A 12,544-nucleotide genomic window follows, 5' to 3' on the forward strand; every position below is an offset into this window, starting at 1 on the left:
TGTAAATTTAAAGTCAGAGTATTTTATAACAGATCACATTGGCAAAAGCACGTACCGTTTATTTCTGCCAGAATTGTGGCACGCAGTCGCCCAAATGGCTAGGAAGATGTCCATCCTGTGGGGAATGGAATACATTTGTTGAAGAAGTCGTTCAGAAAGAAGACAAGAATGAAAAGGGCTCCTGGCGTCCTCCCGGAAATACCAAGTTAGCACCTCGTCCACGTGCACTCACAGAAATTACCTATACAGAAGAGCACCGAACACTCACCAAAGATAAAGAACTCAACCGAGTACTGGGAGGAGGTATTGTTCCCGGATCACTGGTTTTGATTGGTGGTGAGCCTGGTATCGGGAAATCCACGCTTATGCTTCAGATTGCTGTAAGCTTACCTATGCGTGTACTCTATGTATCTGGTGAGGAAAGTGAACAACAAATCAAGATGCGGGCAGAACGGTTAGGGAAAGTAGATCAAAACTGCTTTATTCTGACAGAGACCAATACTCAGAATATATTCAAGCAGATAGAAGAACTAGACCCTGAGGTATTGATTATTGACTCTATTCAAACGTTACAGTCTACCTATATTGAGTCAGCAGCTGGAAGTGTAAGTCAGGTTCGTGAATGTGCGGCAGAGTTGCTTAAATATGCTAAAGAAAGCGGAACACCTGTATTTATGATTGGCCATATCACTAAAGAAGGAACCTTAGCGGGGCCAAAGGTATTGGAGCATATGGTAGATACTGTGTTACAGTTTGAAGGAGACCGCCATCTGGCTTACCGCATCTTACGTACTACCAAAAACCGTTTTGGCAGTACTTCCGAACTGGGTATCTATGAGATGATAGGTAATGGATTGCGTGAAGTATCCAACCCTTCCGAAATCCTGATTTCTCAACGTGATGAAGAGTTAAGTGGTATTACTATTGGCGCTATGCTGGAAGGCAACAGACCCCTGTTGATTGAGATTCAGTCACTGGTGAGTCCTGCTACCTATGGAACGCCTCAGCGGAGTAGTACAGGGTTTGATACCAAGCGTTTGCAGATGCTACTAGCTGTATTAGAAAAGAGGGGAGGGTTTAAGTTAGGCACGCAAGACATATTTCTGAATATTGCTGGAGGTCTAAAAGTAGAAGATCCTGCCATCGATCTTGCTATATGTGCTTCTATTGTTTCCTCCTATGAAGACCTCACCATCTCTCCTAAAATTTGTTTTGCTGCAGAAGTTGGGTTAGGAGGAGAAGTGCGGGCTGTTAACCGTATCGAAAATCGTATTGCAGAAGCTGCCAAGCTAGGCTTTCAGGAAATCTATATTTCCAAGTATAACCTGAAAGGTTTGAATCTTGAAAACTTCGATATTCATGTACATGCCGTCTCTCGCCTTGACGAATTGTTTCTCCGATTATTTAAATAGACAGAAGCCGGTACCACTGCCGGCTTTTGTTTTTACCAGATTTTTTCGATCTTAGAAAAGTGACCTTATGTAAAATGAGTAGAATGAAGCTAGTATTAAGCATTTCACTAATCCTGGTATTGCTTAGCCTGATTAATTGTACTGACAATTCAGAGAGGGAGATACGCATTGAAAAACGAAAGACTAAGAAAGGTAATGTCTACACATTTTTCTATCCACAGGATTGTTCTATAGGATTAGCTACTCAACGACCTGATCCAAAGGATAAAAGATATGCCTTTAGTGTAGCTGCTGCCTATACGGATCTGCAAACCAGTCAACCATTGGATCTATTGGTTTATAATGGGAAAGTTCTTCAGACTAATGCAAAAGTGGGTTTTCTGGATGGAGTACTAACCTTTATAAACAACACAATTTCCATTTCGCATATTGCAAAAGGACAATATCCCACTTCTACACAAATCGAAGAAGTAAGAAAGAAGAAAGGTACTCTCTTATTACAGGAATTATTGGTCTATGATGGAAAAAATCTGAAAGGAGAAGGAGGGAGTGTATTTCAACGAAGGGCTTTGGTTGAACTAAAAGATCACCGATTTGTGGTTGTAGAGAGTGTATCAGATTATGTGACTATGCAGCAATTTGGAGATGATCTGATTGAAATGGGAGCATGGAAAGCTATTTATCTGGATATGGGTGATTGGGATGAAGGGTGGTACAAATCAAGTGACAAGGTAGTTAAGATTGGTAACAGACGATCACAAACTGGCAGACAGTCTAATTGGCTGGTATTTGCCCGGCCATTATCTAGATAATGTGTTTTGCCTGGGTTACTATTTCTTGTTTTTTCCATAAACCAAAGATGTTGTCACTACGACAACTCTTTATTTTTATTCATCTTAGCTTTTTAAACCATGAAAGTTACACACTTACTTACTTGCCTGTTTTTATGTCTCACAAGTGTAGTATTTGCTCAGGACAAACCTGAAGTACTTGCTCAGAAGGTGGCTGATCCATGGCTTGCCTTAGTCGACAAAGGGCAATATGCAGAAAGCTGGCAGCAAGCATCTTCTGCGTTTAAACAGCAACTCACATCTGATAAATGGAACGAAGCATTGGTAAGTGTGCGAACTCCAATAGGCAAAGTGACTAAACGTACTCTAAGCTCTGCTCAATACACGACTTCATTGCCTAATGCTCCCGCAGGAGAGTATGTAGTACTTCAATACCAGTCTGCATTTGAAAAGAAGAATCCTGCTACCGAAACAGTTGTTATGATGAAGGATGCAGATAGACAATGGCGTCCTGTGGGATACTTTATTAAATAATCTGTTTTTCCTGTAGCCCATTCTGTTTCTTATGAGATTTATTTATTGCCTTTTGGTTGTCATTTTATTGGCTTGTACATCTGATCTCAATCCACAGACGGTAGTAGCTATTCAACCGCTTGGTCAATACGATACAGAGCTAACTTCAATTATTGAAAAGGCTATTAAAAAATATTATGGAGTTAAGGTTACAGTGCTAAAAGCGAAGCCTATTCCCAAAAGTCACTTTGTCAATGTCAAATCTCCTCGGTACAGAGCTGATTCTATTATCCATTATCTAAAAGAAACAAGGCCTGCTTCTGCAGATTATGTGCTAGGATTTACGGATGTAGATGTCTCTGTCACTAAAACAGACGATTTTGGACGAATTAAAGAGCCTATAGAGCGTTACAAAGACTGGGGAGTAATGGGACTGGCTTATTTATCTGGTCGTTCCTGTGTGGTGTCAACCTTTCGTTTACGAAGCAATGCAAAGCTACTAAACGAACGTGTCACCAAAGTCACTCTCCACGAACTAGGACATATGCTGGGTTTACCACATTGTGAGAACAAAAAGTGTTTTATGACAGATGCTGTGGAGTCTATTAAGACCATTGATAATACCAGACTTGATCTGTGTGAAGCCTGTAAAAAGAAAATTGGTATGCTTAAGTAGATATCGATCAAAAAAGAAGGGTGACTTTTGTAAGTCACCCTTCTTTTTTGATATAAGTTATAAGAATAGCTCCTAGAATAAAGACGTTAATAAATCAGGGGCTAAGCCAAAAAGAATAGTTAACAATGTGGCCAGCATCAATACTGTACGGTAAATTCCTGGTACTACAACTTCATTATCTACATCTGATTCTATTGCAGGACGCATATACATTGCAATGATAACACGGAAGTAGTAATAAAAGCCTACAGCGGACATCAGAATCGCAATAATCATAATCCATACCATATCATTGTCAGCTGCACTGGTAAACACAAAGAACTTACCAATAAATCCGGCTGTCAAAGGCATACCTGCCAGAGAGCACATGGCTACTGTATTTACAAAGGCCAGTAAAGGTGCTCTTTTACCTAATCCATTGAACGCTTCGTATTTATCGTTAGCAGTTTGTTCTACAATGATCAGTACGCCAAATGCAGTAATGGTAGACAATGCATAGGCCAAAGAATAGAAGATGATTGCTTTTTGAGAATAAGCATTGAACGTAGTGACTGCCATCAGCAGGTAACCCGCATGTGATATACTGGAATATGCCAGCATTCTTTTGAAGCTTGTCTGGTATACGGCAGTGATATTACCAATAATCAATGTTGCAATAGTAGTAATTGCCAGACATACCCACCAGAATCCATACAGATCAGAGAATGATACAGAAAGAATCTTATACAAAGCTGCAAAGCCAGCCGTTTTTACAATAGTAGACATGAATGCTGTAAAAACACTAGGGGCACCATCGTATACATCTGGAGTCCAGAAGTGAAAAGGTGCAATAGACAGTTTAAATAAGATACCTATCAGTACAATAGACAGACCTAGATACAGCATAGGCGAAATATTGCCACTATGATGAACATAATTGGCAATCATATGCAGGTCGAAACCACCTGTAGCACCATATAAAAGAGCTACACCAAACAATAAAATACCTGTAGCAAAAGACCCCATCAGAAAATACTTCAGGGCAGCTTCACCCGAACGCAGATTATCTTTGTCGCTACCTGTAAGGATATACATAGAGATAGAAAGGATTTCCAGACCTACAAACAACATAATCAGGTTCTCATAGGAAGTCATCATCAAAGCTCCTACCAGCGAAAATAAAATAATAGCGTAGTATTCAGCTGGTTGAGCATTTTCTTGATTAGCATAATAGCGGGATAAAGGCACAATAAACAGTGCTGCCAGCAGTATAATTCCCGAAAAAGCAATCGAAACATTGTCTGTTGACAACATAGTAGGAAACGCACCCGCATAAGGGCTCATTCCGTTTTTATCCAGCAATACACCTACAATCGCTGCCAGTATAAACAGGAGTGTTAATGGCATTAATATCCAGCGGGATTTCAGAAATCCCAGAAAGAGTGCGACTATGCCAGAAATAGATAAAACAATAATTGGAAGCATTATCAATGATTGTGCTATGTTGTGGTTGAGCCTTAATAGGATTCAATCACACGGTTATTGGAATTCGTTTTGATTCAAAGTGATAGTTAAAACTATTTACCTGTGGCAAGTTGTAATATTTGTATAACAGCCGGTTCAGTCAGTTTTAAAAAGCTTCCAGGGGCAATACCCATCCAGAATACCAGCACTACCAGCGGAAACAGGACAGCTGATTCTGTAAGGGTAATATCTGTTACTTTCTCAGTCCAGTGATTTTGCTCACCAAACATAACTCCCTGAAACATTTTAAGCATATATACAGCTCCGAAGATAATAGTCAGACCTGCGATAGCTCCATACCAGTGATTGAACTCATATACTCCTGATAAAAGAAGAAACTCTCCTACGAATCCGTTGGTAAGAGGCAATGCCACACTACCCAGCATCAATATCATAAAGAAAACTGTCAGGACAGGTGTATTTTGTGTAATACCTCCCATTCTGTCAATATCACGTGTCCGAAGACGGCGTTGAATAATCTCTGCTACGAAGAATAAGCCCACTACGTTGATACCATGTGCCAGCATTTGAATAACGGCTCCCTGCATACCTTTTAATGTTAATGAAAACACCCCTGCTGCCATTAAACCAACGTGCGCAAAAGAAGAATAGGCTAATAGTTTTTTTAGATCTTTTTGCTGAATGGCAATAATTGAGCCGTAGATAATTCCAATAATAGAAAGAATAATAACTGTAGTACTCCATTGTGCTACACCTGCTGGTACGATAGGCAGTAACCAGCGAATAACACCATAAATACCCATTTTCAACATAATCCCTGACAACAGCATTGTAGCTGGTGTAGGAGATTCTGTATAGGTATCAGGCTGCCAGGTATGGAATGGGAAAATTGGCATTTTAATGGCAAATGCAATAAATAAAGCCCAGAATACCCAGCTTTGAGTATGAGAATCTAATGCTACTTTGTAAATATCTGCAATAGCTGAAGAATGATTACCTGGTGTCTGCATATACAGGTATACCAATGCTACCAGCATAAAAAGACTACCAAAAATGGTATAGATAAAGAACTTGAATGTGATAGCAATTCTTTTTTCTCCACCCCAGATTGCTGCCAGGAAATACACTGGAATAAGAGCCGCTTCCCAGAACAGATAGAATACGAAGGCATCCTGACTAGTAAATACACCTACCAGTGCTGCTTCCATAAGCAATATAAGTGCATAGAATGCAGAAGAATGATTGTAAGAATATCCAAACGTAGAAAGAACAATCAGTGGTGTAAGAATAGTGGTCAGCAATACCAGTAACATGCTGATACCATCCATGCCTCCGCTAAAATGAACGCCCAGAGAGGCTATCCATGGATAATCGTAGGCAAACTGAGGCGTAACTGTATCTGGAGAGAACTGGGTAATGGCAAAAAGGGCCACTGCAAGTTCCGCGAGTGCTACTACAAATGCTATCGTTTTTGTTATTTCCCCTTTGATAAATGGTAATAACAAGGATGCAATTGCCGGAATTAAAATTAATGAAAGAGTAAGCATCAATAATCGTTTTGTGTTTACACTTTTAACGTAAACCGTTAAAAAATCGAATATTTTTAGTTTGAGTAAGCATTCTTCTAGATTCAGTGTTATCTGAACAGAAAGCCCCAGAAGTTAACCAATAGAATTACTACAATGCCTATAACCATAGCAAATACATAAAACCCTGTTGTTCCTGTCTGGAAGCGGCGTGTCAGGTTACTGAGTTGTTTTACCAGTTTGCCTATACCATTTACCAATAAATCAATGACAAAGAATTCAAATACCTGATAGAAGAAATAGGATAAAGCAGAGATAGGCTTTATAAACAGCATATCATAAATTTCATCCACATAGTACTTGTTGTAAATAACTTTTTGCACTATAGGAATAGGAGTCCCTTCTTCTGCTGGAACTGTATTGCGGGATATATACATCACATAAGCGATGATCAGAGACAATATAGCAACCCCTACAGAAACCCCCATAAGCATAAATTCTTCAGAGTGAGATAGATGTGCATGATGGAAAGCTTCTGGACTAGCTTGTTTTGCATTCGCAAACAGAGGTTCCATGAAATTCGCCAACCAAGCTTGTCCACCAAAAATTTCAGGGAAATTGATAAATCCACCAATAACAGATAACACTGCCAGAATCATTAATGGAAGAGTCATAGAGATTGGAGACTCATGCAGGTGTTCTCTTTGATAATCTGTTCCCCGGAACGTACCATGGAATGTCAGGAAGAACATCCGGAACATATAGAAAGAAGTCATTGCTGCACCTAATACGCCTAATCCCCACATAAGCGGGCTGTGCATATATACATTCATCAGGATTTCGTCTTTGGAGAAGAATCCTGATAGTGGCAACACAGCTGTAATAGCGATGGTACCTAAAAGGAAGGTAATCCATGTAATTCTCAGGCTTTTGCTCAATCCACCCATATGGCGTATATCCTGCTCATCACTCATGGCGTGAATTACACTACCTGCACCCAGGAATAACAAAGCTTTAAAGAATGCGTGTGTAATAACATGGAACATTGAAGCACTATAAGCCATTACACCTAAGCCCATAAACATATAGCCTAGCTGACTAACTGTAGAGTAAGCCAGTACTTTTTTAATATCATTCTGAAAAATACCGATAGATGCTGCTAATAAAGCTGTAGCTAATCCGATAATTCCAACCCATTCAAGTGTTGCTGGAGCTAATGTATAAAGGACATTGGAACGAATCACCATATAAATACCTGCTGTAACCATGGTTGCAGCATGGATCAGAGCTGAAACAGGAGTAGGGCCTGCCATGGCATCTGGCAGCCATGTATACAATGGAATCTGAGCTGATTTACCCATTGCACCAACAAATAGAAATGCTGTAATCATTGTCAGAGTTGCAGTATCTACAGATGCTGCCCGACCAAAGATTTCACTATATTCAACACTGCCAAAATGTGCAATAATAAGGAAGATTCCCAATAAGAAACCAAGATCACCAATCCGGTTCATGACAAATGCCTTGCGGGCTGCATTTCCATAACTTTTGTTTTTGTTCCAGAATCCAATCAACAAATAGGAACATAATCCTACACCTTCCCAGCCAAAGAACATAATAACATAGTTGGAGCCCATTACCAGCAGAAGCATTGAAAAGATAAACAGATTCAGGAAGGCAAAAAACTTTCCGAATCCCTCATCGTGATGCATATATCCACTGGAATACAGATGAATCAATGTTCCTACTCCTGTTACAACCAATAACATCAATAGTGACAACTGGTCAATCAGGAATGAAAAAGAGATATGAAAATCACCTACCGCCAGCCAGTTAAAGGCTGTCACGGTAATAGGTTGACTATTGTTGCTTAAGAAATAGTTGAACGTATAAATGGATAAAAGGAACGATCCTAGTACCGTTGCTGTTCCAACAATACTGGCAAGTCCTTTGCTGATTTTTCGAAAACCTAACCCATTGATGATAAAGCCCAGTAAAGGCAACAATGGGATAAGGAGTACACTAGTAGATATATTCATAAGTTAATGTGCTGATAAGGCACAGTACAGATCAATATGCTTGAATAAATTCGAATGAGATGTCAAAAAATGGTTGTTCTTTTTCAGAAAATAGAAAGAACATTACCACTTTAATTTGTTTAGGATACCAACATCCACGCTTTTCAGATTTCTGTAAAGCATTACAATAATGGCCAGACCTACAGAAACCTCTGCAGCAGCTACTACCATAATGAAAAATACAAATATCTGTCCTTGTGGATCTGAACGATATGCTGAAAATGAAGTGAATAACAGGTTTACTGCATTGAGCATAAGTTCAACACACATCAATACAATCAGGGCATTCCGGCGTATCAGCACACCTACTACTCCAATACAAAAGAGAAGAGTAGAAAAGTAGATATACCAGTTTAGCGGGATCGTTTTAATAACATCAGGTACTTCCATTTATCTAAAGTAATTAATGACAGAGAGAAAGAACTAATTTTGGAAAGTATGTGCACTATTAAATTGTAGGCTCACCTGGATCACGTTTACCTAACATGATGGCGCCAACCATAGCAACCAGAAATAAAACAGAAGCTAATTCAAAAGGAAGTAGGAAATCGCTGAATAATACTTTTCCCAGGTTTTCTACCATACCAATTTGAGAATTAACTTCAGAACCAGGCTGGGCATCTGCTTTTACTAAAGCACCCAATAATACAGCAAGTAATATCAGACCCGATATTACTGCAGCAAACTTAACGGCAATAGGTTTCTGAACTTCAGTTTCCCTTCGCAGATTAAGAAACATAATCACAAAAAGGAAAAGTACCATGATGGCACCTGCATAGACAATAATGTTCACTACTGCCAGAAACTGTGCATTCAGTAACAGATAATGTCCCGATAATGCAAAGAATGTAATAATCAGATAGAGAACACTATGGATAGGGTTGCGGGAAAACACAACCATACTGGCACTGATAACTGCAAGGAAAAGTAAAAACCAGAATACGTGTATCATAGAATAAGAAATCAGAATTCAGAAGACTGTAATCAGATGCTGTTACAGGCAAATAAACTGCTGTAGAGAAGTTGCTCAACTTCGTAAATGAAAGCAGGCTGCCTATTTACAACCCGCGCAAAAATAATAGGTTTTTTCAAATAGGAACCGCACTGTTAAGAAAACCAGTGCGGTATAAGAAAATTTTACGTAAGTTTTCAACTTTTTACGCCAGTATATTTCTGAATGCCGGTTGTTGCCCGATCATCCATCTTCTCTACCAGTCGGTCTTTGCCAAAAATTACTTGCTCACGGTCAACAAAGGCAGGGGCAATTTTATCAGGTTGCAGGAAGATCGCAGCTTTGGGACAAGCTTCTTCACACAAACCACAGAATATACAACGAAGCATATTAATCTCATATACAGCTGCATATTTCTCTTCTCTGTATAGTTTTTCCTCTCCTGGCTTCCGTTCAGCTGCGGTCATGGATATAGCCTCTGCAGGACATGCAACTGCACACAAACCACAGGCTGTACAACGTTCACGGCCTTGTTCATCTCTTTTCAGTACATGTAAACCCCGAAAAATAGAACTGAATGGACGCTGTTCTTCCGGATAATTAATGGTAGCCTTCTTCTTAAAGAAGTGCTTTATAGTAATACCCAAACCGGTAGCAATAGCAGGGATATACAACCGCTCCGCTACCGTCATTGGACTATTATCAATTTGTTTTGCTCTATTGGTTAACTTCATATCATATGCTAGTTTAACAATTACAGATAAGCTATTTCTGTAATCGAAAGAATTTATAACATTCTATTATCTGGTATACACCAGGTTATATCTTGTATTTAAGCTCTTTGAGCCCGTAATTCTTTTTTCTGAGATGCAGATGCCTGTATTACAGCAATAGCTATTACTATTAATACTGCCACCCATGATAACCATCTCATTTCCAGCAAAATTCCAGCGCCTGTAAGGATTACATTCAGAATAGCTGCAGGAATTAAGCCTTTCCAACCCAGGTTCATCAACTGATCATAGCGAAAACGAGGTAATGTCCAGCGTACCCACATAAAGAAGAATATTCCAAACAGAATTTTTGCAAACATTACAGCAATACCTATAGCCGTTGCAATATTATGTCCTGTAGCTTCGCCTAATGAACTAATTAATTGATTTTGTACTGCATCCATTCCTGGATAATTAAATCCACCAAAGAACAAGCATGCTGTAACTGCTGAAGAAGCAAACATGTTGATATATTCTGCAAACAGGTAGAAACCTAATTTCATACTGCTGTACTCTGTATGGTATCCACCAATCAATTCTGTCTCGCATTCAGGTAAGTCAAATGGCGTACGGTTACATTCTGCAAAAGCACAGGTAAGGAAAATAATAAATCCCAGAGGCTGATATAGGATATTCCAATTACCACCATGTTGGCCTTCTACAATAGTACGTAATGACAACGATCCACTCATTAATATGATAGCGATAATGGAAAGTCCCATTGCTAATTCGTAGCTTATGTTTTGAGAAGCTGCACGAACCGCGCCTAACAACGAAAATTTGTTGTTTGACGCCCATCCTCCAATCATTAATCCATATACTCCCAGTGATACAACACCGAATACATACAGAATACCAATGTTTACTTCGATGGCCTGCACAAGTACAATATTCTCTCCTACAATAAAGCTATCACCAAATGGTATTACTGCACTAGCCATACATGCTGTTAGCATTGCTAGTGATGGACCAAAGATGAATAACCATTTATTCGCATGTGCAGGAATAAAGTCTTCTTTAAAAAACATTTTACCTGCATCAGCCAGAGGTTGCATTAAACCACCCCAACCAGCCCGGTTAGGGCCCAATCTGTCTTGTATATATCCTGCTACCTTACGTTCTGCCCAGGTAGAATAGGTTGCAATAAGCAACGTAATTCCAAAAATGGACAATATGATAAGTGCATTAACTATAAGAGGATCCATTTCTATAAAATTCAGAAGTGAGATTAAAATGAAAATTGAAGGTTCTATTCAGAACCCTCAACATATTACTTGCTATCAGGTCTTACTACAATTCCTACAGGTTTCTTTTCTCCTTCTGGTAATTGTACAGGCAGGTCATCAATTTGTTTGTATTGTTGAGCTGCTTGTTTAAAGCCAAACTCAGGAATAGCCTTTTTCTCATAGTGATTTGCTGAAATCACAGAGTGATGACTTACTTTGGCAGGACCTTCAATAACCCAGTCACTGGTTTTCTTTTTATCAAAGCGACAGGTATTGCATATAAATTCTGTAACCTCGCCCCACTCATTTTTACGACCTGTTACCCGCAATACATCTTCTCCTTTGTACCATAACGTCACTTTTCCACTACATTTCTCATGCTCGCAATCCCGGTGAGCTGTTACGGGTTTGGTAAACCATACCCGTTGCTTAAAGCGGAATGTCTTATCTGTCAGTGCTCCAACCGGACATACATCAATCATGTTCCCTGAGAAATCATTATCAATAGCTTTGCTGATGTATGTACTGATTTCTGCATGATCCCCACGATTCAATACTCCATGTACACGTTTGTTGGTCAGTTGATCTGCTGTAAATACGCAACGATAGCATAAAATACAGCGGTTCATATGAAGTTGGATATAAGGTCCTATATCTTCCCGTTCAAATGTACGACGCTCTTCCTCATAGCGTTGAGTACCACGGCCATGCTCAAAGGCAAAGTCCTGAAGATGACACTCGCCTGCCTGATCACAGATCGGACAATCAAGAGGGTGATTGATCAGCAAAAACTCAACTACACCTTTACGGGTTTCCAGTACTTGCTCATTTACAGTGTTTTCTACAATCATACCGTCCTGAACTGTTGTAATGCAGGAAGGTACCAGTTTAGGCATAGGGCGAGGATCTTTTGCCGAACCTGCGGTTACTTTTACCAGACATGCCCGACACTTTCCTCCTGTTCCTTTCAACGATGTATAATAGCACATTGCAGGAGGAGCTACATGATGTCCAATCTGACGGGCAGCTTGTAAGATAGTAGTTCCTGGTGCTACCTCGACCTCAATGTTGTCGATGGTTACTTTGAATAACTGAGGGGCGGTATTTTCCATTGTTTAATTCCTCTTCAGAAA

The 12,544-nt window shown here is 39.6% G+C and carries 12 protein-coding genes; 4 read left to right on the forward strand and 8 right to left on the reverse strand.

Going from position 1 to position 12,544, the window contains the following annotated elements; genetic code table 11:
- Window positions 1-38: 38 nt before the first annotated feature.
- The 4 genes from radA to QNI22_RS30495 all read left to right on the forward strand — a co-directional run bounded on the left by radA (window position 39) and on the right by QNI22_RS30495 (window position 3,392).
- Window positions 39-1,412, forward strand: coding sequence for a DNA repair protein RadA (radA, locus tag QNI22_RS30480; RefSeq protein ID WP_313987726.1), 1,374 nt, complete (start codon window positions 39-41; stop codon window positions 1,410-1,412).
- A gap of 83 nt (window positions 1,413-1,495) precedes the next feature.
- Complete coding sequence (locus QNI22_RS30485) at window positions 1,496-2,224, forward strand: hypothetical protein (RefSeq protein ID WP_314516813.1); 729 nt, start codon at window positions 1,496-1,498, stop codon at window positions 2,222-2,224.
- Window positions 2,225-2,323: 99 nt separating this feature from the next.
- Complete coding sequence (locus QNI22_RS30490) at window positions 2,324-2,737, forward strand: DUF4019 domain-containing protein (protein ID WP_313987721.1); 414 nt, start codon at window positions 2,324-2,326, stop codon at window positions 2,735-2,737.
- A 31-nt stretch (window positions 2,738-2,768) separates the two neighbouring features.
- A complete protein-coding gene (locus QNI22_RS30495) occupies window positions 2,769-3,392 on the forward strand; it encodes a matrixin family metalloprotease (RefSeq protein WP_314516815.1) in 624 nt (207 codons plus the stop codon).
- Window positions 3,393-3,464: 72 nt separating this feature from the next.
- Here QNI22_RS30495 and QNI22_RS30500 read toward each other — a convergent pair whose 3' ends face one another.
- The 8 genes from QNI22_RS30500 to QNI22_RS30535 all read right to left on the reverse strand — a co-directional run bounded on the left by QNI22_RS30500 (window position 3,465) and on the right by QNI22_RS30535 (window position 12,523).
- Window positions 3,465-4,856 (reverse strand): NADH-quinone oxidoreductase subunit N, encoded by a 1,392-nt coding sequence (locus tag QNI22_RS30500; RefSeq protein ID WP_314516817.1) that lies wholly within the window; start codon window positions 4,854-4,856, stop codon window positions 3,465-3,467.
- A 92-nt stretch (window positions 4,857-4,948) separates the two neighbouring features.
- Window positions 4,949-6,403: a complex I subunit 4 family protein gene (locus QNI22_RS30505; RefSeq protein WP_314516819.1), complete on the reverse strand. Its 1,455-nt coding sequence runs from the start codon at window positions 6,401-6,403 to the stop codon at window positions 4,949-4,951.
- Between the two features lie 89 nt (window positions 6,404-6,492).
- The gene (gene nuoL, locus QNI22_RS30510; protein ID WP_314516820.1) at window positions 6,493-8,421 is read right to left on the reverse strand and encodes an NADH-quinone oxidoreductase subunit L; all 1,929 of its coding nucleotides are present in this window, start codon (window positions 8,419-8,421) and stop codon (window positions 6,493-6,495) included.
- A 102-nt stretch (window positions 8,422-8,523) separates the two neighbouring features.
- Complete coding sequence (nuoK, locus tag QNI22_RS30515) at window positions 8,524-8,850, reverse strand: NADH-quinone oxidoreductase subunit NuoK (protein ID WP_314516821.1); 327 nt, start codon at window positions 8,848-8,850, stop codon at window positions 8,524-8,526.
- A 58-nt stretch (window positions 8,851-8,908) separates the two neighbouring features.
- Window positions 8,909-9,412, reverse strand: coding sequence for an NADH-quinone oxidoreductase subunit J family protein (locus tag QNI22_RS30520; RefSeq protein ID WP_314516822.1), 504 nt, complete (start codon window positions 9,410-9,412; stop codon window positions 8,909-8,911).
- Window positions 9,413-9,609: 197 nt separating this feature from the next.
- Entirely contained in the window at window positions 9,610-10,146 is a 537-nt protein-coding gene (locus QNI22_RS30525) for a NuoI/complex I 23 kDa subunit family protein (RefSeq protein ID WP_313987703.1), read from the reverse strand.
- A 98-nt stretch (window positions 10,147-10,244) separates the two neighbouring features.
- Complete coding sequence (nuoH, locus tag QNI22_RS30530; RefSeq protein WP_419836250.1) at window positions 10,245-11,390, reverse strand: NADH-quinone oxidoreductase subunit NuoH; 1,146 nt, start codon at window positions 11,388-11,390, stop codon at window positions 10,245-10,247.
- A 65-nt stretch (window positions 11,391-11,455) separates the two neighbouring features.
- Window positions 11,456-12,523 carry an NADH-quinone oxidoreductase subunit G gene (locus QNI22_RS30535; RefSeq protein WP_314516823.1) on the reverse strand — a complete coding sequence of 356 codons (1,068 nt, stop codon included), beginning with the start codon at window positions 12,521-12,523 and terminating at the stop codon, window positions 11,456-11,458.
- Between the last annotated feature and the right edge of the window lie 21 nt (window positions 12,524-12,544).

This window comes from Xanthocytophaga agilis, from assembly GCF_030068605.1.
Lineage (GTDB): Bacteria > Bacteroidota > Bacteroidia > Cytophagales > 172606-1 > Xanthocytophaga > Xanthocytophaga agilis.

Coding starts and splice junctions, on each gene's coding strand:
- QNI22_RS30485 (WP_314516813.1), top strand. CDS start 1,496: ATGAAGCTAGTATTAAGCATTTCACTAATCCTGGTATTGCTTAGCCTG.
- QNI22_RS30490 (WP_313987721.1), top strand. CDS start 2,324: ATGAAAGTTACACACTTACTTACTTGCCTGTTTTTATGTCTCACAAGT.
- QNI22_RS30495 (WP_314516815.1), top strand. CDS start 2,769: ATGAGATTTATTTATTGCCTTTTGGTTGTCATTTTATTGGCTTGTACA.
- QNI22_RS30500 (WP_314516817.1), bottom strand. CDS start 4,856: ATGCTTCCAATTATTGTTTTATCTATTTCTGGCATAGTCGCACTCTTT.
- QNI22_RS30505 (WP_314516819.1), bottom strand. CDS start 6,403: ATGCTTACTCTTTCATTAATTTTAATTCCGGCAATTGCATCCTTGTTA.
- nuoL (WP_314516820.1), bottom strand. CDS start 8,421: ATGAATATATCTACTAGTGTACTCCTTATCCCATTGTTGCCTTTACTG.
- nuoK (WP_314516821.1), bottom strand. CDS start 8,850: ATGGAAGTACCTGATGTTATTAAAACGATCCCGCTAAACTGGTATATC.
- QNI22_RS30520 (WP_314516822.1), bottom strand. CDS start 9,412: ATGATACACGTATTCTGGTTTTTACTTTTCCTTGCAGTTATCAGTGCC.
- QNI22_RS30525 (WP_313987703.1), bottom strand. CDS start 10,146: ATGAAGTTAACCAATAGAGCAAAACAAATTGATAATAGTCCAATGACG.
- nuoH (WP_419836250.1), bottom strand. CDS start 11,390: ATGGATCCTCTTATAGTTAATGCACTTATCATATTGTCCATTTTTGGA.
- QNI22_RS30535 (WP_314516823.1), bottom strand. CDS start 12,523: ATGGAAAATACCGCCCCTCAGTTATTCAAAGTAACCATCGACAACATT.